This is a genomic window from Aliiroseovarius sp. CAU 1755, assembly GCF_054482655.1.
Map to the genome: position 1 here is coordinate 887,263 of NZ_JBTLRH010000002.1, position 26,235 is coordinate 913,497.

The 26,235-nt window shown below is 60.3% G+C and carries 26 protein-coding genes and 1 pseudogene; 13 read left to right on the forward strand and 14 right to left on the reverse strand.

The window, feature by feature from the left end:
* Positions 1–24 precede the first annotated feature (24 nt).
* Positions 25–795, forward strand: a complete 771-nt coding sequence (gene truA, locus ACXYMP_RS11395; protein WP_298569044.1) for a tRNA pseudouridine(38-40) synthase TruA — start codon at positions 25–27, stop codon at positions 793–795.
* On the opposite strand, the gene ACXYMP_RS11400 is transcribed toward truA, so the two are convergent.
* On the reverse strand, positions 785–2,233 hold the full coding sequence (locus tag ACXYMP_RS11400; RefSeq protein WP_458906371.1) for a pyridoxal phosphate-dependent decarboxylase family protein: 1,449 nt from the start codon (positions 2,231–2,233) through the stop codon (positions 785–787). The genes truA and ACXYMP_RS11400 overlap by 11 nt on opposite strands.
* A gap of 158 nt (positions 2,234–2,391) precedes the next feature.
* Between ACXYMP_RS11400 and parE the strand changes: the two genes are divergently transcribed.
* Positions 2,392–4,350, forward strand: a complete 1,959-nt coding sequence (gene parE / locus ACXYMP_RS11405) for a DNA topoisomerase IV subunit B (RefSeq protein ID WP_458906373.1) — start codon at positions 2,392–2,394, stop codon at positions 4,348–4,350.
* 241 nt (positions 4,351–4,591) lie between these two features.
* A pseudogene (locus ACXYMP_RS11410) lies at positions 4,592–4,963 on the forward strand (DUF4145 domain-containing protein); the annotation flags it as partial.
* Positions 4,964–5,074: 111 nt separating this feature from the next.
* Here ACXYMP_RS11410 and ACXYMP_RS11415 read toward each other — a convergent pair.
* The 4 genes from ACXYMP_RS11415 to ACXYMP_RS11430 form a co-directional block, all read right to left on the reverse strand.
* Complete coding sequence (locus tag ACXYMP_RS11415; protein ID WP_298569038.1) at positions 5,075–5,488, reverse strand: c-type cytochrome; 414 nt, start codon at positions 5,486–5,488, stop codon at positions 5,075–5,077.
* Positions 5,489–5,593: 105 nt separating this feature from the next.
* Positions 5,594–6,241, reverse strand: a complete 648-nt coding sequence (locus ACXYMP_RS11420) for a DUF3047 domain-containing protein (protein WP_458906375.1) — start codon at positions 6,239–6,241, stop codon at positions 5,594–5,596.
* 105 nt (positions 6,242–6,346) lie between these two features.
* The gene (locus tag ACXYMP_RS11425; RefSeq protein ID WP_458906377.1) at positions 6,347–7,024 is read right to left on the reverse strand and encodes an ABC transporter ATP-binding protein; all 678 of its coding nucleotides are present in this window, start codon (positions 7,022–7,024) and stop codon (positions 6,347–6,349) included.
* On the reverse strand, positions 7,017–8,303 hold the full coding sequence (locus ACXYMP_RS11430) for a lipoprotein-releasing ABC transporter permease subunit (protein ID WP_458906379.1): 1,287 nt from the start codon (positions 8,301–8,303) through the stop codon (positions 7,017–7,019). Before ACXYMP_RS11430 ends, ACXYMP_RS11425 begins: the two co-directional genes overlap by 8 nt.
* A 311-nt stretch (positions 8,304–8,614) precedes the next feature.
* Between ACXYMP_RS11430 and ACXYMP_RS11435 the strand changes: the two genes are divergently transcribed.
* The 4 genes from ACXYMP_RS11435 (at position 8,615) to ACXYMP_RS11450 (ending at position 11,337) form a co-directional block, all read left to right on the forward strand.
* Positions 8,615–9,118 (forward strand): type III secretion system chaperone family protein, encoded by a 504-nt coding sequence (locus tag ACXYMP_RS11435; protein WP_458906381.1) that lies wholly within the window; start codon positions 8,615–8,617, stop codon positions 9,116–9,118.
* 110 nt (positions 9,119–9,228) lie between these two features.
* Positions 9,229–10,056: a pyrroline-5-carboxylate reductase gene (proC, locus tag ACXYMP_RS11440; RefSeq protein WP_458906383.1), complete on the forward strand. Its 828-nt coding sequence runs from the start codon at positions 9,229–9,231 to the stop codon at positions 10,054–10,056.
* On the forward strand, positions 10,049–10,387 hold the full coding sequence (locus ACXYMP_RS11445; protein ID WP_248367889.1) for a tRNA-binding protein: 339 nt from the start codon (positions 10,049–10,051) through the stop codon (positions 10,385–10,387). Before proC ends, ACXYMP_RS11445 begins: the two co-directional genes overlap by 8 nt.
* Entirely contained in the window at positions 10,387–11,337 is a 951-nt protein-coding gene (locus tag ACXYMP_RS11450; protein ID WP_458906386.1) for a 2-hydroxyacid dehydrogenase, read from the forward strand. Before ACXYMP_RS11445 ends, ACXYMP_RS11450 begins: the two co-directional genes overlap by 1 nt.
* A gap of 1 nt (position 11,338) precedes the next feature.
* On the opposite strand, the gene ACXYMP_RS11455 is transcribed toward ACXYMP_RS11450, so the two are convergent.
* A complete protein-coding gene (locus tag ACXYMP_RS11455) occupies positions 11,339–11,932 on the reverse strand; it encodes a thymidine kinase (RefSeq protein ID WP_298569023.1) in 594 nt (197 codons plus the stop codon).
* 384 nt (positions 11,933–12,316) lie between these two features.
* On the opposite strand from ACXYMP_RS11455, the gene ACXYMP_RS11460 reads away from it, so the two are divergent.
* Entirely contained in the window at positions 12,317–12,775 is a 459-nt protein-coding gene (locus ACXYMP_RS11460) for a hypothetical protein (protein ID WP_298569021.1), read from the forward strand.
* Positions 12,776–12,789: 14 nt separating this feature from the next.
* On the opposite strand, the gene ACXYMP_RS11465 is transcribed toward ACXYMP_RS11460, so the two are convergent.
* A complete protein-coding gene (locus tag ACXYMP_RS11465) occupies positions 12,790–13,176 on the reverse strand; it encodes a YigZ family protein (RefSeq protein ID WP_458906388.1) in 387 nt (128 codons plus the stop codon).
* Between the two features lie 93 nt (positions 13,177–13,269).
* Between ACXYMP_RS11465 and ACXYMP_RS11470 the strand changes: the two genes are divergently transcribed.
* A complete protein-coding gene (locus tag ACXYMP_RS11470; RefSeq protein ID WP_298569017.1) occupies positions 13,270–13,512 on the forward strand; it encodes a hypothetical protein in 243 nt (80 codons plus the stop codon).
* Here ACXYMP_RS11470 and glpK read toward each other — a convergent pair.
* Complete coding sequence (gene glpK, locus ACXYMP_RS11475) at positions 13,499–14,965, reverse strand: glycerol kinase GlpK (RefSeq protein WP_458906391.1); 1,467 nt, start codon at positions 14,963–14,965, stop codon at positions 13,499–13,501. The genes ACXYMP_RS11470 and glpK overlap by 14 nt on opposite strands.
* Before the next feature lie 153 nt (positions 14,966–15,118).
* Here glpK and ACXYMP_RS11480 point away from each other — a divergent pair, with 153 nt between their 5' ends.
* Entirely contained in the window at positions 15,119–16,525 is a 1,407-nt protein-coding gene (locus ACXYMP_RS11480; RefSeq protein ID WP_458906393.1) for an FAD-binding oxidoreductase, read from the forward strand.
* A gap of 82 nt (positions 16,526–16,607) precedes the next feature.
* Here ACXYMP_RS11480 and ACXYMP_RS11485 read toward each other — a convergent pair whose 3' ends face one another.
* The 5 genes from ACXYMP_RS11485 to ACXYMP_RS11505 form a co-directional block, all read right to left on the reverse strand.
* Positions 16,608–17,075, reverse strand: coding sequence for an SRPBCC family protein (locus ACXYMP_RS11485; RefSeq protein ID WP_298569013.1), 468 nt, complete (start codon positions 17,073–17,075; stop codon positions 16,608–16,610).
* A 96-nt stretch (positions 17,076–17,171) separates the two neighbouring features.
* Positions 17,172–18,542: a glutamate--cysteine ligase gene (locus tag ACXYMP_RS11490; RefSeq protein ID WP_458906395.1), complete on the reverse strand. Its 1,371-nt coding sequence runs from the start codon at positions 18,540–18,542 to the stop codon at positions 17,172–17,174.
* Between the two features lie 63 nt (positions 18,543–18,605).
* Complete coding sequence (locus tag ACXYMP_RS11495) at positions 18,606–19,118, reverse strand: hypothetical protein (protein ID WP_298569009.1); 513 nt, start codon at positions 19,116–19,118, stop codon at positions 18,606–18,608.
* Positions 19,115–19,915 carry a GNAT family N-acetyltransferase gene (locus ACXYMP_RS11500; RefSeq protein WP_458906398.1) on the reverse strand — a complete coding sequence of 267 codons (801 nt, stop codon included), beginning with the start codon at positions 19,913–19,915 and terminating at the stop codon, positions 19,115–19,117. Before ACXYMP_RS11500 ends, ACXYMP_RS11495 begins: the two co-directional genes overlap by 4 nt.
* Before the next feature lie 68 nt (positions 19,916–19,983).
* Positions 19,984–20,709 (reverse strand): 16S rRNA (uracil(1498)-N(3))-methyltransferase, encoded by a 726-nt coding sequence (locus ACXYMP_RS11505; RefSeq protein WP_458906400.1) that lies wholly within the window; start codon positions 20,707–20,709, stop codon positions 19,984–19,986.
* A gap of 11 nt (positions 20,710–20,720) precedes the next feature.
* Between ACXYMP_RS11505 and ubiA the strand changes: the two genes are divergently transcribed.
* The 3 genes from ubiA (at position 20,721) to ACXYMP_RS11520 (ending at position 24,169) form a co-directional block, all read left to right on the forward strand.
* Positions 20,721–21,689 carry a 4-hydroxybenzoate octaprenyltransferase gene (gene ubiA / locus ACXYMP_RS11510; RefSeq protein WP_458906402.1) on the forward strand — a complete coding sequence of 323 codons (969 nt, stop codon included), beginning with the start codon at positions 20,721–20,723 and terminating at the stop codon, positions 21,687–21,689.
* A 63-nt stretch (positions 21,690–21,752) separates the two neighbouring features.
* Positions 21,753–23,816 carry an OmpA family protein gene (locus ACXYMP_RS11515; protein WP_458906404.1) on the forward strand — a complete coding sequence of 688 codons (2,064 nt, stop codon included), beginning with the start codon at positions 21,753–21,755 and terminating at the stop codon, positions 23,814–23,816.
* Positions 23,817–23,839: 23 nt separating this feature from the next.
* Positions 23,840–24,169, forward strand: a complete 330-nt coding sequence (locus ACXYMP_RS11520) for a hypothetical protein (RefSeq protein WP_298568999.1) — start codon at positions 23,840–23,842, stop codon at positions 24,167–24,169.
* 7 nt (positions 24,170–24,176) lie between these two features.
* Here the strand turns inward: ACXYMP_RS11520 and ACXYMP_RS11525 are convergent, their stop codons facing one another.
* Complete coding sequence (locus tag ACXYMP_RS11525; protein ID WP_458906407.1) at positions 24,177–26,219, reverse strand: FAD-dependent oxidoreductase; 2,043 nt, start codon at positions 26,217–26,219, stop codon at positions 24,177–24,179.
* Positions 26,220–26,235: the final 16 nt, after the last annotated feature.

Consider the following 26,235-nt stretch of genomic DNA (forward strand, 5'->3'; position numbering starts at 1 on the left):
TCATCGCGCGGTATGCGGAATGCCATGCCCAGATACGCTTTGAAGATCGAATATCACGGCGCAGGTTTTGCCGGTTGGCAGCGCCAGAAAGAGCAACCCTCGGTTCAGGGGGCGATCGAGGCTGCGCTGGCGAAACTTGAACCCGGCGCGCACAATATCGCGGCGGCTGGGCGCACCGATGCAGGTGTGCATGGGCTGGCACAGGTGGCCCATTGCGATCTAACAAAAGATTGGGATGCCTTCCGGCTGTCCGAGGCACTGAATTTTCATCTACGCGGGTTGCGGGTCGCGATTGTCGATTGCGCCCGCGTTGACGATGATTTCCACGCGCGCTTCTCGGCGCTAGAGCGACGGTATCTGTATCGCCTGATTTCCCGCCGCGCCCCACTGACCCATGATCGCGGGCTGGCGTGGCATATCAAACACAAGCTGGACGCGGACGCCATGCAGGCCGGTGCGGATCGTTTGTTGGGGCGCCATGACTTCACCACCTTTCGCTCAACCGTTTGTCAGGCAGACAGCCCGGTCAAGACGCTGGGCGAATTGCGCGTAGAGCAGGTCGAGATCCCCAACGGCACCGAGTATCGCTTTCACGTGCGCGCCCGGTCGTTTCTGCACAACCAGGTGCGCAGCTTCGTTGGCACGCTGGAGCGGGTGGGGATCGGTGCATGGGTGCCCGATGATGTCAGTCGCGCGCTAGAGGCGCGCAACCGCGCGGCCTGCGGGCCGGTGTGCTCGCCCGATGGGCTTTACCTTGCCAGTGTCACCTATCCCGACGACCCGTTCAAGGACTAGGCACGGCCTGCGCGATGGCCTGAACAGCGTTGATTGCCTCACGAATATGGTGGTCGTCTGTCCGGTGGTTGGTAATCGCCGCCCGCAGGCAAGTGACCCCCGCAAGCGTTGTGGTCGAAAAGACCGTCTGCTGTTCGATCTGAAGCGCCGTGGCGATTTTGCTGTTCAGGGCGGATTGTTCATCGGCGGGCAGGTGTGGCGCGGCGGTAAAAACACAAACATTCGACACGACAGGGGCCATCAGTTCCATGCCGCGCGCCTCAACCAGATCTGCCATCAATTTGGCCTGAGCGCAGTTGCGCGTGATCGCCGTGCAAAAGGCATCGCGCCCGAACATCTGAAGCGCGCACCAGACCCTAAGCGCCCGATTGCCGCGTGACAGATCGGTGCCGTAGTCGCAAAACCAAGGCTCTCCGGCGGCCAACCCTCCTTCGGCGCCTTTCAGATAGGCCGGGCGCGTCGCGAAGGCCGCACGATGCGCGCCTTCATCTGCAAGCAACGCCATTGCGCAATCATAACCCACATACATCCACTTGTGAAAATCCAGCGCGATACTGTCGGCGCGCTCTATGCCGTTGGTCAGCGCATGCCAGGGGTCCGCGGCAAGCCGGGTCCACGCCCCAAACGCCCCATCAACATGCAGCCAGACCCCTGTGTCGCGCGCAATATCTGCCAGCGCGGACAGGTCGTCAAAACTGCCGGTATCGACCGACCCGGCCGTTGCGACAATCGCCATCGGGCGTAACCCCAGCGCTGTGTCCTGCGCAATCGTCTGTCGCAGCACTCCTGTATCAATCGCGCCCTCATGCTGCGGCACAAGGCGCAACGCGCTGCGCCCCAGACCCAGCAGTTCGACCGCTTTCAGCGTCGCATTGTGCACCCCTTCACCGGCGTAAACTGTCAGGCCTTGGGCGCTGCCGGCGCTTCGGGTATCCGGCTGGCAGTGCACTCGCGCAGCGTGAAGCGCGATCACTGTCGCCTGCGAACTGCCGGTGACCAGCACGCCACTTGCCTGCGGTCCAAACCCCATTTGCTGCCGGGTCCAGTCCACGACGGCCCGTTCCATTTCATTCGCACCATGGTGGCGTCCGCCAAGGTTGGCGTTCAGCGTCGCGGTGACCATCCCCGCCAACAGATCCGACGCCAGCCCACTGCCCTGCACCCAGCCCCAAAATTTCGGGTGGGTATTACCGCCATGAAAGGGCAACACGTCATCGGTGAGGCTGCTCAAAAGGTCACGGTCCGGGCCAATCGCGTATCGCTTGGCGATATCTGAAGGGGGTGCCTGCCACGGGTGATCCTCGCTGTCGCGCATTTGGTTGATGCATCGATCCAAAAGCTGGTGCGCGCCGTTGCGAAACGCCTCCCAATCGTCTGGCGTAAGCGCAGCGCAATCTGATTGGCGCTCAGATCCGGGCTGCTCTGGGGGTTCACTCATGGTCGCGTCCCTTTCACTCTTCGTGCCGAGCGTAGTGAAAAAGGGCAGAAAAGAAAGCCCAAGGCCGACACGCTCTTTTCCCCGTGTGCTGGCTCTGCCATAATGCCCGCTCAGAACACAGCAGAACAAACCAGAGCAGCATTCAGGGCAGTATGTAAATGAGCCAAGACCTTCTGGCCGGCCAAGGGCCTGACGACTACGACGCCTCGTCCATCGAGGTGCTTGAGGGCCTTGAACCCGTGCGCCAGCGGCCCGGCATGTATATTGGCGGCACGGATGAACGCGCGCTGCACCATATGGTGGCGGAGATCCTTGACAACTCGATGGACGAAGCGGTCGCGGGTCACGCCAACCGGATCGAGGTTGAGCTGCACGAAGATTACGCCGTCACCGTCCGCGACAACGGGCGCGGCATCCCGATTGATCCGCACCCGAAGTTCCCCGACAAATCCGCGCTTGAGGTGATCTTGTGCACACTGCACGCGGGCGGCAAGTTTTCGGGCAAGGCGTATCAGACATCAGGCGGTCTGCACGGCGTTGGCTCGTCCGTGGTGAACGCTCTGTCAGACACGATGGTCGTGCAGGTGGCGAAGAACAAAGAACTGTTCGAGCAACGCTTTTCGCGCGGCATCCCTCTTGGCCCGGTTGAGAAAATCGGCGCGGCCCCCAACCGACGCGGCACCGACATCACCTTCCATGCGGACGAGGAAATCTTTGGCCACCACAGGTTCAAGCCCAAACGTCTGTTCACGCTGGTGCGGTCCAAGGCCTATCTGTTCTCGGGCGTTGAAATCCGCTGGAAATCCCATATCGACGACGGCGAAACCCCGACCGAGGCGGTGTTCCACTTCCCCGGGGGCCTGTCCGATTACCTAAAAGAAACACTGGGCAGCGCGTCGGTCTATGCCGATGCGCCGTTTGCCGGCAAAGTCACGTTTCAGGAGCGGTTTAACCAACCCGGCTATGTCGAATGGGCGATCAACTGGACGCCGTCGATGGATGGATACCTGCAATCCTACTGTAACACCGTGCCGACACCAGAAGGCGGCACCCATGTCACCGGGTTCTGGGCCGCGATGCTGAAGGGCATCAAGGCGTATGGAGAACTGGTGGGCAACAAGAAAGCCGCCAACATCACCCGCGACGACCTGATGACGGGCGGTTGCGCACTGGTGTCGTGCTTCATCGCCGACCCATCCTTCGTGGGCCAGACCAAAGACCGGCTGTCGACCGAAAGCGCCACAAAAATGGTCGAACAATCGGTGCGCGACCACTTCGACAACTGGCTGGCGGCGGACACGAAATCCGCGGGCGCAATCCTTGATTTCCTTGTCCTGCGCGCCGAAGAACGCCTGCGCCGCCGGCAGGAAAAAGAGACGCAGCGCAAGACCGCCACCAAGAAACTGCGCCTACCCGGCAAGCTGGTCGATTGCTCCGCCACCAACCGCGAAGGCACCGAACTGTTCATTGTCGAAGGCGACTCGGCCGGTGGATCGGCCAAGATGGCGCGCAACCGCAAGACTCAGGCGCTGCTGCCCCTGCGCGGGAAAATCCTGAACGTGCTGGGCGCGGCAGGCTCAAAAATCGGCACCAATGCCGAAATCAGCGACCTGACCCAAGCCCTTGGCGTCGGGCTGGGCACGCGGTTCAACGTCGACGACCTGCGCTATGACAAAATCATCATCATGACTGACGCGGATGTCGACGGTGCGCATATCGCGGCGCTGCTGATGACGTTCTTCTTCACCCAAATGCGCCCGATGATAGACGCGGGCCACCTGTATCTGGCCTGCCCGCCGCTGTTTCGCCTGACCCAAGGCGCCAAACGCGTCTATTGTCTTGACGAGGCCGAGCGGGATGAGTGGCTGGAGAAAGGTCTGGGCGGCAAAGGCAAGATCGACGTCAGCCGGTTCAAGGGTCTGGGCGAGATGGACGCGAAAGACCTGAAAGAAACCACGATGGACCCCGCGTCCCGCAAGCTGATCCGCGTCACGATTGACGAGGATGAACCGGGTGAGACAGCGGCTTTGGTCGAGCAGTTGATGGGGAAGAAGCCGGAATTGCGGTTCCAGTATATTCAGGAGAACGCGAGGTTCGTGGAGGAGTTGGATGTTTGAGTATCCGGGCGCATTCGGCGATGACAACGACAGAAAAGCGCCCTGCCCAACTTGCGAGGGCGAACGTCGCGTTAATACACTGTTCGAAAAAAATAGATCGCTGGCATGACGACGGGCCGGACATCCAAGGCGTTGAAGAATACTATGTATTCGAGTGCCGCGGCTGCGAGACAACCTTTTTTGCAAGATCCAAGGGTAACTCAGAAGACTACTTTGAGTATCAAGATCCAGTCAGCCGAGAATGGGAACGAGATTAACAGAATCGAAAAACCTTCTGGCCTTCCGTTCCCACATCCACCCCCCAAGTTGGAGTGGCTTTAATCTACACTCTGCTGACGAAACTTTGCATGATCTACTGTCAAGTATCTACAAAGCGGCAAACGAAGATATGCCTGTGTTGGCTGCAATTGGAACCCGAACAGCGTTCGACCGAGTATCCGAACTTCTTGATGTGGAGCCTGAAAAACCGTTCTCTGACAAGCTCGAACAACTTCGGAAAAAAGGTGCAATTAGTGGTAGTCAAAAAGGCATTCTGGCTATTCTAATAGATGCAGGAAGTGCCGCAGCTCACCGCGGTTGGAAACCCTCGCCCGAGGAATTGTCAACAATGATTGAGATTCTTGAAGCGCTCATCAGGGATCACTTTGTCCTGAAAGATGCTGCAAAAAACTTAGGGAAAAGGCACCCGAAAAGAGGCCGGATTTCGAGCCTTCTGGCAACGGTCCTACCCCTGCACAGACTCCAAATACTCCGCCAGCCTGATCAGCGCAGCCGGTGTTGGCGTCTGCACGCCTTTCTCGTCCACCCAAACCTCCATTTCGCCCTCCAGAAGAGCGCCAAATTCAGGCATGGGGCCGTGGGTGTCGGCTTTGGCATAGCCGTCGATGGTGGACATGACGTAGCGGGTGGGGAATTTGCCGCTGTGGCGGGCGGTCAGCGTGGTCAGGTCGGGTGCGTCTGGCAGTGGGCCGCCTTTGGCGTCCGTCCCGTGGCACGCGGCGCAGTTTTCGGCAAAGATTTCGCCCCCGGTCATGCTGGACAGGTCCGGCCCCGTCGCTTTCGCGGCAAAGGGGCCGCTGGGCTCGCACGCGGCAAGGGGCAAAATCAGAAGCGGAAGGATCAAGGGGGCACGCAGCATGGGACCTCGCAGCTGTAAGTGGCGTTGCGCCAACCTAGCACGCCGCCCGGCAGGTTCAACCAAAACGCGGTGAGCGGGCGGGTTTCCTCCTGCGATCATGAGGGGTTAGTTCAAAACCAAATCCGTGATCTGTCCGCGCGTGACCGTATTGGTGTCATCGCTGTCAGACGACACGGCCAGCGCGACCAGCGCCTGGGGTGCCTCGCCGAAGGCCCGGCGATAGTCCGCAACCAGATCGACCTTTTCCGCATGCGCCCCGGTGCCTGATGGCCTAAGCACCACGGTCTTGCCGCGCGCGCCCAGGTAGGGCGATGGCAGCACCGCCCCGCGCCCGTGATCCCCGCCCCAGACATAGACCAGAACCCGTCCCTCTGGGTGCTTTAGCAATTTGCGAAGGTTGCGCGATGCGCCCGAGCGTTGCGCCTCGGCCTTGGGTAGAAACGCGAAGTAGAGCGCAAGGTTGCGGTCATCTCCGCCCTTCAGTCGCAGATCCGTGCCGGGCACGGTCTGGTCCACCGACCAAGTCCAGCGCGCCGCCTGGGCCCCCCAGTTGCTTTGGTCCAGCAGCTTATAGGTGATCGACACGGCTGCATTGGCCTGCACCGCCAGCGACCCGGTTGAATAGGTGAAATCCACATCCGCGAAGCGCGCAAACCAGTGCTGCCGCCAATCACCGAAGCCAACCGGTCCGGCCAAGGCAGGGGGTGCACTCAGCACAAGGAGCAGGGTGATTGGCTTGATCAAGGAACGCATGTCGCAGGCTCAGCTTGGTGAACGTTGATCCGACTTTGCCAATCCCTGTGCTGGGCGCAATCCCACTTCGCCAGACCACACGGGATTGTTAGCCACCGCGAGCGGTCATGCGATGACACCGCCGTCCAGCCGCAACGTGCGGTCCATCCGTGATGCCAGCTCAAGGTTATGGGTGGCGATCAGAGCGGACAGGCCAGTATCGCGCACCAGATCCATCAGCGCGTTGAACACCGTGTCGGCGGTATCAGGATCAAGGTTGCCGGTCGGCTCGTCTGCCAACAAAAGCGCGGGCCGGTTGGCAAGCGCCCGACAGAAGGCAACGCGCTGCTGTTCGCCGCCCGACATTTCGGCCGGGCGGTGAGTGGCGCGACCGTCCACACCGACACGCGCCATCAGCGACATCGCGTGATCGCGTGCGGCCTTGTCGCTGATACCGTTGGCCAGTTGCGGCAGCACGATGTTCTCAAGCGCGGTAAACTCCGGCAGCAGGTGGTGGAATTGATAGACAAACCCCACTTCGTTGCGGCGGGTGGTCGTGCGCCTTCGGTCAGATTGCGCGCCCATGTCCTGCCCTTTGATCGACACGTGACCTGCATCGGCCGTATCCAGAAGTCCCGCAATATGCAAAAGCGTCGACTTGCCCGATCCCGAGGGCGCGACCAGCGCCACGACCTCGCCGCGCGCGATCTGAAGGTCGGCCCCGCGAAGCACCCGGATTTCGCCCGGCGTGCCTTCGTTATAGGTCTTTTCGATGCCCGACAGGCGCAAAACCGGATCACTCATAGCGCAAGGCCTCCACCGGGTTCATCCGGGCCGCTTTGCGCGCCGGGAACAGGGTCACCAGAAAGGACAGGGACAGTGACAAACCGACCGCTGATGCGACATCCCAGAATTCAAGCTTGGCTGGCAGCCGATAGATACCGCGGATTGACGGATCCCAAACGCCCCCACCGGCGATGAAGTTTACCAGTGAAAAGATGCTGTCAATGTTGAGCGCGAACAGGCACCCAACGACAACGCCCAGAATGGTTCCAACAATCCCGGTGAGCGACCCACACAAAAAGAAGATGCGCAAAATCGACCCCTCGGTCAGCCCCATCGTCCGCAATATGCCAATATCGCGCCCCTTGTTCTTGACCAACATGATCAGGCCAGAGGTGATGTTCATGGACGCAATCAGCACCAGCACAGACAAGATGATAAACATCACGTTGTCTTCCATATCCAACGCCCGCAAGAACGCGCCCGAGCGGTTGCGCCACGTCCAGTAGGATGACGGTTCTTCGGTTGCGGTCAGAATGTCCTCGATCAAGCGATCCACCTTTTCGGGCTCTTCGACGATGACCTCAATCTGGTCTGCGGTGCCTTCGCGGTTGAAAAAGCTCTGTGCCTCGGCAAAGGGCAAATAGACGCGCGTGCGGTCGATGTCCCAGCGCCCGGCAGTGAAGATATAGGTCACCTCATAGGCGTTCACCCGCGGGCTGGTGCCAAAGGCTGTCTTGACCCCGTTGGGCGAGATGATTTTGATCTTGTCACCCAGACCAATCCCCAACTCAGCGGCCACACCTGACCCGATGGCGATGCCTTGTTCAAACGCCGAGATATCGCCCAGATAGCTTTCAGGGCGGGCAATCCGCGGGATGGTCAAAAGGTCGTCATAGCTGATGCCGAACACCTCGACACCGGCGTTGGCCTGACCGCGGTTGGCCATGACCTGACCCTTAATCAAGGGGGCCGCGCGCGTGACACCGGGCACTTTGGCGATGCGGTCAGCCCATCCTTCGTAGTCCGAAATCGTGCTGACAACCTGACCGGTTTCATTCACATGGCTTTGGGCGAAGACCTCGACATGAGCATTGGCGCCAAGGATCGTATCGACGAATTCGTCCCGAAACCCGGTGCGCACGGCCAGCGTGATGATCAGGGCTGCGACCGCCAGCGTGATGCCGATCAGGCTGATCCACGTCATTGTGCTGACGCCGCCATCTGCGCGCCGCGCCCTAAGATATCGCCACGCGATCTGCCATTCAAATCGCGAAAACGGGGTTGTGTGATTGGACACCTGCTGCTCCTGGCTCCTGCGCAATGGCCGCAAACTGGGGCTTCGCGCAAGCAAGGTCAAGCGGGCGACGCAATGACGGCTTTGTTCCGCCCTTCGCGGCCACCCGGCCTAACCTGTGGAGAACCAAATGTTTTCTGTGGACAACTCCTTCACATGGGAAAGTTTGTCTTTACAGCGACTCAGTGACCTGACACCATATCTAGTAAGGGTAAGGTGCGTAGAACGCCGAACCTAGTACAGGCATCAAGCTTTAGTGGCCAAATCGGGTTCTCTTCCGGTCGCAAAGCTGAAACGAATGGAAGGACAATATCATGTCCGCGACCGAGCAATTCATCGAGAGTGAAGACCTTCACCCCATCGACGTCGTCGAGACCATTGCGCAACATCACGCATGGGAGTTTGACCGCGTCGCGGACGATCAGATCGCAATGGCGGTCGAGGGGCAATGGCGAACCTATTCGATCACCTTGGCTTGGTCGCCCTATGACGAAACCCTGCGCCTGATTTGCACGTTCGAGATGGAACCACCCGAGGACAGTCTGCCGCGCCTTTACGAAGCCCTGAACCGCACCAACGACATGTGCTGGACGGGGGCGTTCACCTATTGGCACGACCAGCGCCTCATGGTCTATCGCTATGGTCTTGCGCTGAACGGCGGGCAGATCGTCAGCCCGCAACAGATCGATCAACTGATCTCTAGCGCCGTCGCCACGTCCGAACGGTTCTATCCCGCCTTCCAACTGGTCGCCTGGACAGACCGCAGCGTGGACGACGCGCTTCAGGTTGCTATCGCGGAAGCTTACGGCCGCGCCTGAACCAAACTTTCGACATTCCATCAGAAAAGCTCGGTCCATAACCGGGCTTTTTTGCTGGCCCCACGCCCAAGCCGCGCGGTATCCATGACCTCAACAACGGAGGACGCATCATGGACGCTGGTGATATGAAGGATCTGGAAGCACGCGGTCTTGTGCTTCTGGGCTGCGGAAAAATGGGGTCGGCGATGCTGGAAGGTTGGCTGGCACAAGGTCTACCCGCCGGGTCGGTCTGGGTGAAAGATCCCTATCCATCGGACTGGCTGTCTGCGCAGGAGGGTCTGAACTTGAACGTGAACCTGCCCGACAACCCGGCGATCGTTCTGGTCGCCGTTAAACCGCAGATGATGGCAGATGCGCTGCCCACCCTGGCCGGATTCGGCAATGGCGACACGCTGTTTCTGTCGGTCGCGGCGGGCACCTCGATCGCCACCTACGAGGCGATGCTGGGGGACCAAACCCCGATCATCCGCGCCATGCCCAACACCCCCGCCGCCATCGCGCGCGGCATCACGGCGATCTGCGGCAACGATCAAGCGACCCCCGCCCATCTGGATATGGCCGAGGCGCTATTGTCCGCCGTCGGGCAAGTTGTCCAACTGGACGGCGAGCATCAGATGGACGCCGTGACCGCCGTGTCCGGCTCTGGCCCCGCCTATGTCTTTCACCTGATTGAAACGCTGGCCGCTGCAGGGGCGACGCAGGGTCTGGCACCAGAGCTATCATTGCAGCTTGCCAAGGCCACCGTCGCCGGTGCAGGCGCGCTGGCGATGCAGGCCGATGACGACCCGGCCCAGTTGCGGGTCAACGTGACCAGCCCCGGCGGCACCACGGCAGCCGCGCTTGAGGTGTTGATGAACGAAACAGACGGCTTCCCCGCCCTGCTGAACCGCGCCGTCGCAGCCGCCGCCAACCGATCCAAGGAGCTTGCAAATGGGTGATCTTAGCTTCGACGATTTCCTGAAAGTGGACATTCGCAAGGGGACCATCACCCGGGCCGAACCCTTCCCCGAGGCCCGCAAGCCCGCCATCAAGCTTTGGGTCGATTTCGGGCCAGAGCTTGGCGAGAAGAAAAGCTCGGCCCAGATCACCACGCATTACGACCCCGAAATGCTGGTGGGCAAAGAGGTTCTGGCCGTCGTCAATTTCCCCCCCCGCCAGATCGGCCCGGTGATGAGCGAGGTTCTGGTGCTTGGCCTACCTGACGAGAACGAAGATATCGTGCTGTTGACCCCGGATAAATCTGTGCCCAACGGCGCAAGGATGTATTGATGAAGCTCTATATCTCTCGCCCCCTGCCCGACGCCGTGATCGACCGCGCCCGCGCCGGGTTGGACGTGACATTGCGCACGGACACCACATCCATGTCACACGACGAGATGGTGACAAGCCTGCGCGACTTCGACCTGGTGCTGCCCACGCTGGGCGATTTCTATTCGGCCGATGTGTTCAAGGCGGCAGGGACTATCCGCGCCAAGTTGCTGGCCAATTTCGGTGTGGGCTACAACCATATCGACGTGGACGCCGCCCGCGCGCATGGCGTCGCAGTCTCAAACACACCGGGCGCGGTGACAGACGCCACCGCCGACACGGCGATGACGCTGATCCTGATGACCGCGCGCCGGGCGGGTGAAGGCGAACGGCTGGTGCGCGCAGGTCAATGGGAGGGATGGCACCCGACACAAATGCTGGGAATGCACGTCACCGGCAAGACCATCGGCATCATTGGCATGGGGCGGATTGGCGAGGCGATTGCCGCGCGGTGTCATCATGGGTTCGGGATGGACGTCGTGTTCTACAACCGCTCCCCGAAATCCCCGTCTTTCCCGGCGCGCCAGATGGACAGCATTGGGGACGTTGCCGCCGCCTGTGATATCCTAGTCGTCGCCGTGCCGGGCGGGGCTGACACCCGTCACCTGATCAACGCTGACACCTTCGCAGCCATGCAAAACCACGCCAACTTCGTGAACATCGCGCGCGGAGAGATTGTGGATGAGGCCGCCCTGATCAACGCGCTGGACGCAGGGCAAATCGCGGGCGCGGGGCTGGACGTTTACGAGTTTGAACCCAAAGTGCCCGACGCACTGATTGCCCGCGAAAACGTCACCCTGCTGCCCCATCTGGGCACCGCGACGTTAGAGGTGCGCACCGCGATGGGCATGTTGGCCGTAGAAAACCTGGAAGCCTTCGCGGCGGGTGACGATTTGGTTAGCCCTGTCTGACCTAAGCGCCGGTGTCAGGATCCCCGACCGCCTCGCGCCAGTGACGGCGGCAGAGCGAAACATAGGTCTCGTTCCCACCGATCTGCACCTGATCACCATCGGTCAGCACGTTACCGGCATCGTCTTGCCGCACCACCATCGTGGCTTTCTTGCCGCAATGGCAAATCGTGCGCACCTCGCGCATTTCATCTGCCAGCGCCAGCAACGCCGCCGATCCCGGAAACAGATTGCCCTGAAAATCAACGCGCAATCCGTAGCACATGACAGGCACGCCGAGGTCATCGACCGCACGCGCCAGTTGCCACACCTGATCGGGTTCAAGAAATTGGGCTTCGTCAATGAACACGCAAGCACACGGGCTGGCATTCAGTCGTGATTGGATTTTCGCAAACAGATCCTCGCCCACCGCGAACGTGTCGGCATCTGACCCGATACCGATCCGGCTTCCGATACGAGCGGAACCAGCCCGATGATCAAGCTTCGCGGTGATCAGATAGGTCTCCATACCGCGTTCGCCATAGTTATGGCTGGCTTGCAGCAGCAGGGTCGATTTCCCCGCATTCATCGTCGAATATTGAAAATAGAGCTTGGCCATATCGACGCATTACGCCGCCCGACGTGCAGGATCAAGTGTTGTTGCCATCAACCACGCAGGCAAACGGCGGGCGTGGGTTAGCATATGAAAAGGGGTCGGTAAGCAAAACCGGAAACGAGGTCTGCGGGCGCTTGGCCCTTGGGGATGGAACGGACCTCAAACTCATTACAACTGCTTACCGACTTGCGCCGGGACACCTGCCCCAACACTCCACCGCGAAACACGCCGTGGACCCTTTTCACGTGCTGGCGCAACATGCGCCTTGCACTCTTGAAACTCACCAACTCGCTATGAAACAATTAAGCCATTCCCTTGCGCGCCGAATAATGGGAAAAGAATGACGCAATTCCCCACAGCGCCGTGCTGAGGAAAGAGGTTTGGTATATGTCGAGTATTGGAAACTACCTGAAAAAGCACACCGAGGCCTTGGTCAAGGATGTCGGACTTGAGACCGCGTGCTCTTTGACCGGCAAGTCGAAGGCAACACTTGGGCGGTATTATTCAGACAGTGACGAGCACACCGACCGGTTCATGCCCGTTGACGCGGTCGCGGCGTTGGAAAAAGCCGCAAGCTATCCCCATGTCACCAGCGCGCTGGCAGAATTGCGCGGCGCGTCGATGTCCTATGATGCAGATCGCAAGAACGCCCCTGGTGGCGGCGTGAACTCGGACGTGATTGCCTTATCGCAGCGGTTTGCCATGTTGATGGCCGAGTATCAGCAATCGATCGAGGATGGCGTTATCACCATCAACGAAGCCAAACGCCTGTTGCGTGAAACACTGGCGCTGCAACATGTGCTGATCGACATGAAGTTGCATCTGGAAGAAGAAAGCGGCACCTGACCACCGTGTGTCGGTCACTTAGCTTTGGTCGACAACCCGTGCGCGGCCAGATCGGCGTGGGCGAAATAGTGGTCCACGCAGTCCTGCACGCGGCGAAATCTGTCACCCCCCAATTTCGTGCCACCAAACCAACGGGTGACAACGATGATGTGACCCTGCAACCCCTCTCGCTCCAGCATCCGCAGGATGACCAGCCCTGCCCCGGCTTCTCCGTCATCACCTTTTGACGGGCCATCCTCGGGTATTATCGCCGCCCATGTATTATGAGATGCCTTCGCAAAACGTTTGTCGCGCGTCAGCGTTTTCAAGAACGCCTTCACATCTTCGCGCGACGCGACGGGGCCGCCGGATACGGCGTATTTCGACCCTCGGTCGGTAAGGAATCCAGTGAACTGTTGCATATGCCCCCGCTGATCGCCCCTGTATATCCGCCGCAAACCGCCGCGACCATAGGATGCACTGGCCTTTGGCGTGTGATCGCGTAAACTCGACCCATGTTTACCATTGAGCACGAATTTGACGCCACCGTCGTCACCCTTGTGGACGAAGGGCGCGAGCATTTGAACGAGGATGTCACCATCAACGCGTTTGACGATTGCGTCACGCTGGAACAATGGGATCCGCGCACCGATCAGGTGCATCGAATTACATTGTCGCCCGCGCAGCTTGGCGACCTGACAGCGGCACTAAACCTGCCCGAAGGGATTTATCATTCGACCAAATCTACGGGTGCGTAAGAGTCCGTCTGACGGCATCTTTCCATGCTTCGTAGCGGCGGTTGCGCGTGGCTTCGTCCATCTGGGCCTCGAACCGGTGGTCAAGTGCCCAGCGCGCGGCAAACCCGTCCTGATCAGGGTAAATTCCCGCTTTCATTCCCGCCAACCAAGCCGCGCCCAACGCGGTGGTTTCCAGAACAGTCGGGCGATCCACCGCCGCCCCGGTGATGTCGGCCAGAAACTGCATGGTCCAGTCAGACGCCGCCATGCCGCCGTCGACGCGTAGCACGGTATCGCTGGCATGGCCCATATCCGCCTGCATCGCATCTAGCAAATCGTGGGTCTGAAATCCGACGCTTTCCAACGCCGCGCGGGCGAATTCCTTGGGGCCGGATCCACGCGTCAGGCCAAACATCGCGCCGCGACATTCCGCGTCCCAATAGGGCGCACCAAGACCTGTGAAGGCCGGGACAAGGATGACCTCTTGTTCGGGATCAGCGGCTTGGGCCAGTTCACCGGTCTGCGCCGCATCCTCGATGATCCCCAGCCCGTCACGCAGCCATTGCACGGCAGCCCCCGCGATGAAGATGGACCCTTCCAGCGCATAGGTCGGCGTGCTGTCCAGCTGATAAGCAATGGTGGTCAGCAATCGGTTGGTCGAGGCAACTGGCTTGTCGCCTGTATTGAGCAGCGCAAAGCAACCAGTGCCATAGGTCGATTTCATCATGCCCGGCTTGAAGCACGCCTGCCCGATCGTGGCCGCCTGCTGGTCGCCCGCCACGCCAAGGATCGGCGTCGCGCCGCCCAGCAAATCGGTCGTGCCGAAGTCGGCGGCGCAATCCAGCACCTCGGGCAGCAGAGACATCGGAATGTCCAGAAGGCGGCAGATATCGGCATCCCACGCGCCGATCTTGATGTCGTAGAGCATGGTGCGCGCGGCATTGGTGGCGTCGGTCACATGCCGCGCCCCGCCCGTCAAGCGCCAGATCAGGAACGTGTCGACCGTGCCGAATGCCAGCTCGCCTGCTTCAGCCCGGGCGCGGGCACCATCCACATTGTCCAAGATCCACGCCAGTTTGGTGGCCGAGAAATAGGGGTCCAGCAACAGCCCGGTGCGATCAGTCACAAACGCCTCGTGCCCGGTCTTTTTCAGCGCCGCACAGGTGGCGGCGGTGCGCCTGTCTTGCCAAACGATGGCATTGTGAATGGGCTTGCCTGTCGCGCGGTCCCACACCAGCGTCGTTTCGCGCTGGTTGGTAATACCGATTGCCGCGACGTCTGTGCCAGCAGCAACCTCAAGGCAGGTTTCACGAACCGTTTTCCAAATCTCTTCCGGGTCATGTTCGACCCAACCCGATGCCGGGAAATGCTGCTTGATTTCCTGTTGCGCCGTGCGCGTCGGGCGCATCTTTTCATCAATCAGGATGGCACGGGAAGATGTGGTTCCCTGATCAATCGCAAGGATGTAGGTCATGAAAAACTCCGGTCGTCGTGGTGATCTGCCGCCCGGAAGCGGTTAGATATCGCTAACACCCAGACGGTGACCTGTCACGCCCGTATGCATCGTGGCTATACCTTGGCAGCTGCAGGACTTATCCTGACGCAATCGAAAGAGGAACAGAATAACATGGAATTGCTTGACCAATTGCGAGGCGCCATCGGGGCTGCGCATGTTCTGACCGGCGCAGATACCGCGCCTTGGGCCAGCGACTGGCTGGGCAAGTATCGCAACGACCCTCTTGCTGTTTTGCGCCCCGGATCAACACGCGATGTGCAGGCTGTGATGGCCATCGCCCATGACACGGGCACCCCGGTCGTTCCCGTGTCGGGCAATACCGGTTTGGCAGGCGGCGCCCACGCGCCCAAGGGCAGCTTGATGCTGTCCCTATCGCGTATGAACCACATTCGCGACATCCGGCCCGACGCCCGCATTGCCATCGTCGAGGGGGGCGTCGTGCTGGAAAACCTGCAAACCGCCGTCGCCGCGCATGATCTGGAGTTCCCGATGAGTTTCGGCGCCAAGGGATCGTGTATGATCGCGGGAATGCTGGCCACCAACGCAGGCGGGTCAAACGTCGTGCGCCACGGCAACACCCGTGACCTGTGCATCGGGATCGAGGCCGTCCTGCCCAACGGCGACCGCCTTGACCTGATGAGCGAGCTTCACAAGGACAATTCCGGCTATGACCTGCGCAATCTGCTGATCGGATCCGAAGGCACGCTGGCGGTGATCACGGGCGCGGTTCTGAAGCTGGTGCCTGCCCCCAAAGCCCGTGCCACGGCCATGATTGCGGTCGGATCTCTGGCCGATGCGCTGTCCATCCTGAACCGGCTGCAAGATGCCACTGGCGGCGCGGTCGAGGCATTTGAATACATGCCCGACTGTTATTTCGATGCCTTGCGTGAAAAGCACCCTGACCAACGCCCGCCCTTTGCGGACAGCCACGCCATCAATGTTCTGGCCGAAATCGGATCGACGATCGAGCAGGACGCCACACCCGGCGATGACGGCTCGATCCCCCTGACCAACCGGCTCGAAGAGGTTTTGGCGGGCTTTCTGGACGATGGCGTCATCCTTGACGCGAACATCGCCCAGAACGACGCCCAACGCGCACGAATGTGGCATATGCGCGAATCCGTAGCCGAAGTCGTCTTGTCCCGCGATCCGCTGGTCAACAACGACATCGCCCTGCCGCTGGACAAGGTCGAACCGTTCCTGACCCGCATGGGCGACGTGTTGCGGCAGGTGGACCCCGACGCCGAGGTGATCGAGGTCGCGCATCTGGGCGACGGCAATATCCACTATACCGTATTTCCCAGCGCCCCGGACTTGGTTGATCCCATCATGCAACGGGTCGAGGACGTGACCCTTTCGATGGGCGGCAGCTTTTCGGCAGAGCACGGTATTGGGCTGTCAAAACTGCCGTCAATGCGGCGACGCAAGGACAAAGTTGCTTTGACCGTGATGGCTCAGATCAAGCAGGCGTTGGACCCGAAGGGCATTATGAACCCCGGGAAACTTTTGCCGGTTTGAGGCCGGGCGGAGAAAGGGCAGATGGTGGTTCAGAGCCCTTTTTGACCGCGCCACAACGCGGGTCTTTCGTCTGTAAACGCGTTCAAGAAAGGATATAGTTGAAGTTCGATTCCACAAGTCTGTGCCAGCGTCTCTGTCGATGTGTATAGAAACTTCGAGCAAAGGCAGCGACGACAGGTGTAGCAATGCCAGCATCAAGCGCTACTCGATCCGTATAACGTGTGCCGTTGCCATCTGGTTCCAGTGATATCAAATGATCCCAGCGTCTTACCAATGCGCCGTGTCCGTTATCTCTAAGAAGCCTCAATTTGCCTTCTGTTGCTGGTCGCGAAATACTAATAACCAGCTTTCCCAATGGCACGATGTTATGCCATCTCAGTTTGAAAATGTAATCGCCGTCCGCCCATCGGTCGGGGAGCCTTTCAGGTTCAATGGGTATGAAATGCAAAACCGGATGCGCTACGAACATTAGCAATTGCGGTTTGTTCACCTCACTCCAAACCTGATCCACAGGCGCGTTCAAGTGGGTGGAAATTTCTACGGTTTTCATGGCGGAAATACTAAAACAAGAAATTTCTCAACGAAAGCGTGCATTGTCCGCTCAGCAGTCGTCCATCATCCCGCGCCACCCAGCACGTAGCTGCCTCTAGTAACTGTATTCGGCGTAAATCCGGCTTAGATCGCCATCCCACTCGCCATGGTATTTGGCCAGCAATTCACACGCGGGGGACCGGCCTTCCTCGACACTCTCTTGAACGGCGTTCAGGAAGTGGGTTTCGTCCGGCACCAAGCCGGCATTGCCTGCCCGCGCACGCTCTTTCAGGCCAGCTTCAGCGATCTTCACGGCCTCGCGCGCAAGGTCGTGCAGCTTCACGCCGCCAGCCTCGCCTTGCAAGCCTTTGATTGATGCCGCAACCCGCAGCCCCTCGCGCGTTTCGGCATCAAGGTTTTTGACCAAGTCCCAAGCCGCATCAAGGCTGCTGGCGTCATACATCAACCCGACCCAGAACGCCGGCAGCGCGCAGAGACGACGCCACGGGCCACCATCAGCACCGCGCATCTCCATGTATTGCTTGATACGAGCTTCAGGGAAGATCGTTGTGAGGTGATCAGCCCAATCGGACAGCGTCGGCGTCTCGCCGGGCAGCGCGGGCAGTTTGCCTTGCATGAAATCGCGGAACGATTGGCCCAGCGCGTCGATATATTCCCCGTCGCGATAGACGAAATACATCGGCACATCGAGCGCGTATTGCACATAGCGCTCAAACCCCATGCCGTCTTCGAACACGAAGGGCAGCATTCCGGTGCGGGCCGGGTCCAGATCGCGCCAGATGCGCGACCGCCATGACTTGTGGCCGTTGGGTTTGCCTTCAAAGAACGGCGAATTGGCGAAAAGCGCGGTGGCAACGGGCTGCAAGGCCAACGCCACGCGGAATTTCTGCACCATGTCGGCCTCGCTCGCGAAGTCGAGGTTCACCTGCACCGTGCAGGTCCGATACATCATCTGTTTGCCGTGCGTGCCGACCTTGTCCATGTAGTCGGTCATCAGCTTGTAACGGCCCTTGGGCATCACCGGCATCTGCTCATGCGTCCAGTCGGGCGCTGCGCCAAGGCCGATGAAGCGCGCACCGATCCCATCCGCGACCTCCTGCACTTCGCGCAGGTGTTCGTTCACCTCGTCACAGGTCTGGTGGATGCTATCCAAGGGCGCGCCGGACAGTTCAAACTGCCCGCCCGGCTCAAGACTGATATTCGCGCCGTCACGCTCCAGCCCGATCAGGTTGCCCGCCTCGCGCACCTCGGTCCAGTTGAAACGGTCGCGCAGTCCTTCCAGCATCGCCAAGATCGACCGCGGCCCGTCATAAGGCAGCGGCTTTAGCGTGTCCTTGCAATAGCCGAACTTCTCATGCTCGGTGCCGATCTTCCACGCATCGCGTGGCTTGCAGCCGTCTGACAAATACTGGGCCAACTGGTCTTGGTGGGTGATCGGTCCGCCGCCGGACTGAGGGATGGACATGGGCGTCTCCTACTGTTCGCGCCTTGCAGGGTCATTCAGTGGTGGTCCAATGGGCCGGGACTGTCAATGCAGCTTAACGACAGCGCGCTGCCAGATCACGACGGTTTCATTGGGTGGCGTATTGGCGGCACGGATGGCCGCATCAATGTCTGCGCCAGACAGAGCGGTGAGCGCGTCAAACAGCGCCTCGGCCCCTTCTGCGCGCGCGGGGATGAACAAAATCTCGTTGCCTGTGCGAAAGCGCCAAACAGCCATGCCCGCGCGGTCTTTTGCGATCTCGATCCGGCCCACATCGTCAAGCGAAGCGAACCCGCCCCCGACGGGCGCCAGATAGGTGATTTGCCGTTCATCCACCTGCACCACACCAACGCCACCATGGCCCGCACGGATGCGCGCATGACGCAAGCCTGACCACAGGATCGCAGCGCCGAACGCCGCGACGGTCAGGCCGATCCACTTGATCAGGCCAAGCGAGCCAATCGCCCACCAAAGACCCAGAAAAACCACCGCGCCGCCCACCATGGCTTCGCGATAGCGGATTAGCGCTTTGCCCGCTTCGGGACGCACGAAGCTCATGAGGTCGCTCCGATCACGTGTGGTTCCGCAAGAATGCCAAGCGTGTAAGTCCCGATCCGCTGAAACCCGATGGCTTCATAGGCACGGCAGGCGGGTTCGCCGCTGGCAAACAGGATGGCGGTTTTCACGCCGCGTTTGCACGCTTCCAATAGGTGAAGCGCGACAGCGGTTCGGGCATAGCCTTTCGACCGGTGTTCCGGGGGCGTGTAGACGCCGCCGATCTGCACCATGTCCGGCAAGGGCGCGTTGAACGCGGTCTTCGCGACGGGCATGCCGTCGACCTCCAGAATGCGATGGCTGTCTGAATTCATGTGCGCCTGCGCATTTGCACTGGCGCGCGCGCGGGTCACGTCGTTCAAAGGAGACCCCAAAACACTGGTGTCATAGTCAATGATCCAGTCGACCAGCAGGTCAAGATCGTCAGGCTTGGCGGGACGCAACCGCGCGTTGCTGGCGGGGTATTCAAGATTGTGAAGGTCCAGCCTGTAATGCGGCTCATCGCGCATCACCGAATATGGCGCATTCTGTAGCCCCAGAACCTCCATTGCAGTCTTGATCTGAGGCGTGGCCCCCGTGATGCCTGCCACCGTTGCGCCTTTCAGCGCGTCGCGAAAAGCGATCCAGTCATCGGGGTCGTTGTCTGGTGCTTGACCCATCACAAACCCGGCGTTGCTCAGCCCAAAGACCGCGCGCATAGCACCATTCTTGGCCAGCCAAAACGTTGTCGCGCGCGGGTCGTCGGACCGATCCGGGCCAAGTCCCAGCCCGAATTGCGCAAGGTTGGATCGCAAGAACATGGAGCTTGCCGAATGGGGCTTCAGGAACGCATCTATAGCGCCCTCATCACCAGGCCTCGCCATGCGGATCAAGACCAATCTCCCAACACCTGCTGCCACATGGTCATGGCAGCCACGGCGGCAGTATCGGCGCGCAGGATGCGCGGGCCAAGGCTAACGGGGTGGGCGTTTTCCATCGCATGCAGGCGCGCCCGTTCCCGGTCAGAGAACCCGCCTTCGGGGCCAATGAAAATTGCCCAGCGGTGCCCACTGGCGGCAGAGAGTGTCTCGGCCGCACCCACAAGAGCTTCGTCACAAAACATGATCTGGCGATCATCTGGCCATGCGTCCAACAGCCTGTCCATGCGCATCAGATCGACCACTTCGGGCACATAGGTGCCACCGCATTGCTCGGCGGCTTCGATGGCATGGGCCTGCAGCCGGTCACGGCGGATACGTTCGGAATTGGTGTATTCGGTCGACATGGGCTGGATCAGCGCCGCCCCCATCTCGGCGGCCTTTTCGACGATGAAATCGGTGCGCGCCTTCTTGATCGGCGCAAAGCACAGCCACAGATCGGGCGGCATGTGCAAAGGCCGCGACTGGGCCTGACATTTCAGAACACCCTTGCGTTTGCCAGCCTCGACGATCTGCGCCGGAAACTCTCCGTCCCGCCCGTTAAACAGTGCCACAAGGTCGCCTTCGCCCAGCCGCATCACCCCAAAAAGGTAGTGCGCCTGTTCGCGTGACAGCGAAACGGTTTGCCCCTCGGCCAAGGGGTGATCTACATAGAGCCTGACTTTCGCCTGTTTCATGAGGGAAACCTATGACCCAAAACGCCAATATGCCAGAGCCAAAAGGGCAAGTCGCCGATGCCTATACCGGCAATTGGGTCGATCGTCGCGCACCGGGTTGGAGCCGCCCTTACCTGCGCCTCAGTCGCGCGGACCGGCCCATTGGCACCTGGCTGTTGCTGCTGCCGTGCTGGTGGGGGCTGCTTCTCGCTGCCAATGCGACCGGGCGGTTCGGCTGGTTCGATCTGTGGATCATACTGGGCTGCGCCATCGGGGCATGGCTGATGCGTGGTGCGGGTTGCACGTGGAACGACATCACCGACCGCGACATTGATGCACAGGTCGAACGCACCCGCAGCAGGCCCATTCCGTCCGGGCAAGTCACCGCAAAACAGGCTGCGATATGGATGGCCCTGCAGGCATTGATCGCCTTCGGGATTTTGCTGACGTTCAACGGCGCAACCATCTTGCTGGGCATTGTGTCGCTGGCCCCGGTCGCGATCTATCCCTTCGCCAAGCGATTCACATGGTGGCCGCAGGTCTTTCTGGGCATCGCCTTCAACTGGGGCGCGTTGCTGGCTTGGACCGCACATACCGGGAGCCTTGGCTGGCCCGCGGTGGTGCTATATGCCGCAGGTATCGCGTGGACACTGTTTTATGACACGATCTATGCACACCAAGACACCGAGGATGATGCCCTGATCGGGGTTAAGTCCACCGCACGGCTCTTCGGTGACAACAGCCGCAAGTGGCTGCTTTTCTTCCAGATCGCCACAGTTGCCTTGCTTGCATTGGCCTTTATTTTGGCCCTTGCACCGGGTGAAAACGTTCTTTCTCTTGCAGTGGTGCTTGGTGGGGTCTGGTTTATGGGATGGCACCTGATGTGGCAGCTCAGGCAACTTGACACGGACAGCTCCGAGACCTGCCTGCGTCTGTTTAGATCCAACCGCGATGCAGGCCTAATTCCTGTGCTATTTCTTGCCATCGCGCTGCTCGTGTGATTGCACCGGGCAAAGACACGCCCTAAGAAGCACAAGTCAACAAGCAAACGGATGCCCTTACGCATGCGCCTTTCGCACATCATTCTGGTTCCTGCCTCGTTCGCCATTGCAGCCCTGGTGTCCCTGCTGGCGGCAACGCTGTCGGTGACAGCTATTGAAACGAGCTCGCAAGACGCGGTGGAAGGACAACTGATCCTGCACGGATATGAATGGGCAAGCGTGCAATCCGATGGATTGCAGGTGGTGCTGTCCGGCACGGCCCCCAGCGAAGCAGCAAGGTTTCGCGCCTTGTCTGCTGCAGGTTCGGTGGTCGATGCGGCGCGTGTGATCGACAATATCTCGATCCCGGTGACGGAAGCGATCGAGCCGCCCCGCTTTTCCATCGAGATTTTGCGAAACGACGCGGGCATTTCGATGATCGGTCTCATTCCGGCACAAACCGACCGCGAAGCCCTGAACGAAGATGTCCAGCAGATCGCACGCGGCAGCCATGTCACCGACCTTCTAGAAGTCGCGGACTACCCGGTGCCCGCCAATTGGGCAGAGGCGCTGGAATTTGCAATGTTCGCGCTTGAAAAGCTGCCGCGGTCAAAGATTTCGATGGACGCCGGAAAGGTGGCCATTACGGCGTTGGCCGACAGTGAAAAACAAAAGGCGACCTGGGCACGGGAGCTTAAGCGCGAGGCACCCAGATCGGCGCTGCTGGCCATCGACATCGCGGCCCCGCGCCCGGTCATCACCCCCTTCACGCTGCGTTTTCTGATCGACGAAGAAGGCGCGCGTTTCGATGCGTGTTCGGCGCATGACACGGTGGGGCGCGCAAAGATTGTATCGGCGGCAACCGACGCCGGGCTAGAGGGCAGTGCGAACTGCACCATCGGCTTGGGTGTTCCCTCGCCAGATTGGCCAGAGGCCGTCGAACTGGGCATTCGCGCGATCAAGGCGCTTGAAGGCGGCTCGATCACTTTTTCGGATGCCGATGTGACGCTGGTCGCCCCCGACACGACCCCACAGGCGACGTTCGACCGGATCGTAGGAGAACTTGAAAACGATCTGCCCGACCTCTATTCGCTGCACTCCGTGTTGCCCGAACCCGTAAAGATCGACGGCAGTGGCGACGGACAGGGACCACCGGAATTCGTGGCCACGAAAAGCCCGGAAGGCACGGTACAGCTGCGTGGACGTCTGACCGATGAAACCCTGCGAAGTGCCGCAGAAAACTATGCACGCGCAAGATTCGGATCGACCAACGTGTATCCCGCGACCCGTTTGGACCCGGATTTGCCTGCCGACTGGCCGACCCGCGTGCTGGCCGCGCTTGAGGCTTTGTCACTGCTGTCCAGCGGCGCCGCAGTGGTGCAACCAGAAGTCGTCGACCTGCGTGGCATGACCGGTGACCCGGACGCCAGTGCGATGGTGTCACGTGTGCTGAGCGGAAAGCTGGGGGCGTCCGAGAACTTCCGGGTCAATGTCGTCTACAAGGAAGAACTTGACCCGCGTCACGACTTGCCCAGCCCCCAGCAATGTGCGGCCAACATCAACGCGGTCATGAACGAGGCCAAGATTACCTTTGCCCCCGGATCTGCGAATATCGAAACCTCGGCAGCGGGCACAATCGACAAGATCGCTGAGATTATGAAAGATTGCGCTGACGTGCGTATGGAGATTGCAGGCTATACCGACAGTCAGGGTCGTGAAGAAATGAACCAGGCCCTGTCGCAGAACCGGGCACAGGCCGTCCTGAACGCGCTTCTGACCCGGCGCATTCTGACGACGAACTTGACGGCGAAAGGCTATGGCGAAGACGATCCCATTGCCGACAACGGCACCGAAGACGGTCGCGAAGCCAACCGTCGCATCGAGTTTAAATTGCTAGAGGCCGACGACACCCAAGATCCTGAAACTGAGGGCGCTGCGGACGAAACAGGCGAGGGCGATCCGGCCACGCAGGCTGACCCGACCGGCGATAGCGACGATCCGGCAGCGACTGACACCGATGCCTCTGAAACACCACAGGAAGACGACACCGCCGAAGGCGACGCGGCAAGCGGCCCTCCTTTTGCCGGGCCAGCCTCCCTGACACCTGAAGACGAAGACACCCGCCCCAAGCCGCGCCCTGAACGCTGAGCGATACACAAGGACCAAAGCCGATGAACAGAACCGAGTTTATCATCGTGACCGCCATCATCCTGTTCGTGGCCTTTGTTTTGGGGTGGTTTGCTCATTGGCTGATCCACCGCTTCGTACAGGTTTCCGGGTCAGAGATGGGCGAACTGGACAAGATGGCACAAGCGCTGCACGAGGCGGAAGAGACGCGCGATCAAGCGATAACCTATCTTCAGCAGCGCGAAGCAGAGATGTCGAACCAACTGCACCAGACCGAGGCCGAGTTGAGCGCTGCCATGGACGGTCTGCGCGATGCGCGGCACGAGGCGGGCGAACTGCGCGCCTATATCGAACGCGTCCAACAGGGCAGCTAGCGCGCCCTTAGATATCCTTGACCAACCTTAGCGCGTCATAGATCGCCGCATGGGTGTTGCGCGCAGATACCGCATCACCGATCCGGAAGAGCTGAAACGCGCCGTCTGGATTGGTGCGGATCGACTGCGGGCGACCCTCGATCAGGGCGGCTTGATCCACTTCGCCACGGTTCACGGACGTCTCTTTCAGATCAAAATAAAGGTCCGCCATCGGCAACGTGCCGTAGTTGACCACCACCTGATCATAGGTCGCTTCGCGGGTGTAATCTGAATAGTCCGTGCCAAGGGTCACACGCAGGCGGTTGCCATCTCGTGCGATGTCCAGCAGCCGCTCGGTCACGGTGAACCGCACGCCTTTGGGTTGGAGCGACCGCATGTAGGGCACCAAGTTCATCGCCATGATGTCAGGGGCGAAGACGCGATCAGGCGTCATCACCTCGACTGTGGCCCCTGCCTCGGCGGCAATTTCGGCGGCTTGCAGCGCAGGATGGTCCCCGCTTTCGTCATAGATCAGCACATCGCCTGCGCATTTCGCGTCGCCCGCGATCACATCCCACGCGCTGACGGCCAGATCCTGATCGCCCTTGCTTTCAAACAGTTCAAGGTTCGGCAGACCGCCGGTGGCGATGATGACCACGTCCGGATTCAGCGCGGTCACGTCGTCGGCTTCGGCCCATGTGTTGAAATGAAACGTCACATCCCGCGCGGCACATTGCGCCATGCGCCAGTCGATGATCCCGATCATCTCGCGCCGGCGCGGGGTTTGGGCGGTCAGGCGCACCTGCCCACCGGGGTTGGGTTGCGCCTCAAAGACGGTCACATCATGCCCACGCTCGGCGGCCACGCGGGCGGCCTCCAAACCGGCAGGCCCAGCGCCGACGATCACGACTCTACGGTTCTGGGGGGCGGTTTTGACCACATGCGGCATCGTTAATTCGCGCCCGGTGGCGGCATTGTGGATGCACAACGCATCGCCCGCCTGATAGATACGGTCCAGACAGTAGGTCGCACCGACGCAGGGGCGAATGTCATCCTCGCGCCCTTCGATGATCTTCTGCACGATATGGGGGTCAGCCATGTGCGCGCGCGTCATGCCCACCATGTCGAGTTGGCCCGAGGAAATTGCATGACGCGCCGTGGCGACGTCAGGGATACGGGCGGCGTGAAAAGTGGGCATGCCGATTTCGGCGCGCACCCGCCCGGCAAAATCCAGGTGCGGCGACGAGGGCGCGCCCTGAATGGGGATCATATCTGTCATCGCTGGGTCCGTATGAATGCGCCCGCGGTTGATGTTCAGATAATCCACCTGCCCGCTATCGCGCAGCATCTTGGCAATCTCCATGCCCATTTCCGGGTCAATGCCACCGTCCTGAGCTTCGTCCGGGGCAAAACGCACGCCGAGAATAAATTCATTGCCGACGCGTCCACGCACGGCATCAATGATGTCCATTGTCAGTCGCATCCGCCCTGTCAGATCACCGCCGTAGGGTCCATCGAGACGATTGGTAAGGGGCGAAATGAACTGATCCAGCAAATGCCCATGGGTCATAATCTCGACCCCATCCATGCCACCTTCTTTCATCCGCTCAGCCGCGTCGGCAAAATCGGAAATAATCCGCGAGATATCCCAATCTTCGGCCAGTTTTGGAAAGGCACGGTGGGCCGGTTCACGGTGTGGCGTAGAACAGACCGGCGGCAACCAGTCGCCTTTGTTCCAACCCGTGCGCCGCCCAAGATGGGTCAGCTGGATCATGCAGGCCGCGCCATGTTCATGGACAGCATCGGTCAGATTTCTGATCCACGGAACGACCTCATCCTTATAGGCGAGGATGTTATTGAACACGGGTGGGCTGTCCTTCGACACCGCGGCCGACCCTGCCGTCATCGCCATCGCGACGCCAGCCTTGGCCCGTTCTGCGTGATAAGCCGCATAGCGCTCCTTGGGCATTCCATCTTCGGGATAGGCCGGTTCATGGCTGGTGGTCATGATCCGGTTGCGAAGGGTCAGGTGTCCCAGTTGATAGGGCTGCAAAAGGGGATCAGTGGACATGGTCGTCTTCCTTAAA

Excerpts from the sequence above, each read along its gene's own strand:
- truA (WP_298569044.1), top strand. The coding sequence starts at position 25 with ATGCCCAGATACGCTTTGAAGATCGAATATCACGGCGCAGGTTTTGCC.
- ACXYMP_RS11400 (WP_458906371.1), bottom strand. The coding sequence starts at position 2,233 with ATGAGTGAACCCCCAGAGCAGCCCGGATCTGAGCGCCAATCAGATTGC.
- parE (WP_458906373.1), top strand. The coding sequence starts at position 2,392 with ATGAGCCAAGACCTTCTGGCCGGCCAAGGGCCTGACGACTACGACGCC.
- ACXYMP_RS11415 (WP_298569038.1), bottom strand. The coding sequence starts at position 5,488 with ATGCTGCGTGCCCCCTTGATCCTTCCGCTTCTGATTTTGCCCCTTGCC.
- ACXYMP_RS11420 (WP_458906375.1), bottom strand. The coding sequence starts at position 6,241 with ATGCGTTCCTTGATCAAGCCAATCACCCTGCTCCTTGTGCTGAGTGCA.
- ACXYMP_RS11425 (WP_458906377.1), bottom strand. The coding sequence starts at position 7,024 with ATGAGTGATCCGGTTTTGCGCCTGTCGGGCATCGAAAAGACCTATAAC.
- ACXYMP_RS11435 (WP_458906381.1), top strand. The coding sequence starts at position 8,615 with ATGTCCGCGACCGAGCAATTCATCGAGAGTGAAGACCTTCACCCCATC.
- proC (WP_458906383.1), top strand. The coding sequence starts at position 9,229 with ATGGACGCTGGTGATATGAAGGATCTGGAAGCACGCGGTCTTGTGCTT.
- ACXYMP_RS11445 (WP_248367889.1), top strand. The coding sequence starts at position 10,049 with ATGGGTGATCTTAGCTTCGACGATTTCCTGAAAGTGGACATTCGCAAG.
- ACXYMP_RS11450 (WP_458906386.1), top strand. The coding sequence starts at position 10,387 with ATGAAGCTCTATATCTCTCGCCCCCTGCCCGACGCCGTGATCGACCGC.
- ACXYMP_RS11455 (WP_298569023.1), bottom strand. The coding sequence starts at position 11,932 with ATGGCCAAGCTCTATTTTCAATATTCGACGATGAATGCGGGGAAATCG.
- ACXYMP_RS11460 (WP_298569021.1), top strand. The coding sequence starts at position 12,317 with ATGTCGAGTATTGGAAACTACCTGAAAAAGCACACCGAGGCCTTGGTC.
- ACXYMP_RS11465 (WP_458906388.1), bottom strand. The coding sequence starts at position 13,176 with ATGCAACAGTTCACTGGATTCCTTACCGACCGAGGGTCGAAATACGCC.
- ACXYMP_RS11470 (WP_298569017.1), top strand. The coding sequence starts at position 13,270 with ATGTTTACCATTGAGCACGAATTTGACGCCACCGTCGTCACCCTTGTG.
- glpK (WP_458906391.1), bottom strand. The coding sequence starts at position 14,965 with ATGACCTACATCCTTGCGATTGATCAGGGAACCACATCTTCCCGTGCC.
- ACXYMP_RS11480 (WP_458906393.1), top strand. The coding sequence starts at position 15,119 with ATGGAATTGCTTGACCAATTGCGAGGCGCCATCGGGGCTGCGCATGTT.
- ACXYMP_RS11485 (WP_298569013.1), bottom strand. The coding sequence starts at position 17,075 with ATGAAAACCGTAGAAATTTCCACCCACTTGAACGCGCCTGTGGATCAG.
- ACXYMP_RS11490 (WP_458906395.1), bottom strand. The coding sequence starts at position 18,542 with ATGTCCATCCCTCAGTCCGGCGGCGGACCGATCACCCACCAAGACCAG.
- ACXYMP_RS11495 (WP_298569009.1), bottom strand. The coding sequence starts at position 19,118 with ATGAGCTTCGTGCGTCCCGAAGCGGGCAAAGCGCTAATCCGCTATCGC.
- ACXYMP_RS11500 (WP_458906398.1), bottom strand. The coding sequence starts at position 19,915 with ATGTTCTTGCGATCCAACCTTGCGCAATTCGGGCTGGGACTTGGCCCG.
- ACXYMP_RS11505 (WP_458906400.1), bottom strand. The coding sequence starts at position 20,709 with ATGAAACAGGCGAAAGTCAGGCTCTATGTAGATCACCCCTTGGCCGAG.
- ubiA (WP_458906402.1), top strand. The coding sequence starts at position 20,721 with ATGACCCAAAACGCCAATATGCCAGAGCCAAAAGGGCAAGTCGCCGAT.
- ACXYMP_RS11515 (WP_458906404.1), top strand. The coding sequence starts at position 21,753 with ATGCGCCTTTCGCACATCATTCTGGTTCCTGCCTCGTTCGCCATTGCA.
- ACXYMP_RS11520 (WP_298568999.1), top strand. The coding sequence starts at position 23,840 with ATGAACAGAACCGAGTTTATCATCGTGACCGCCATCATCCTGTTCGTG.
- ACXYMP_RS11525 (WP_458906407.1), bottom strand. The coding sequence starts at position 26,219 with ATGTCCACTGATCCCCTTTTGCAGCCCTATCAACTGGGACACCTGACC.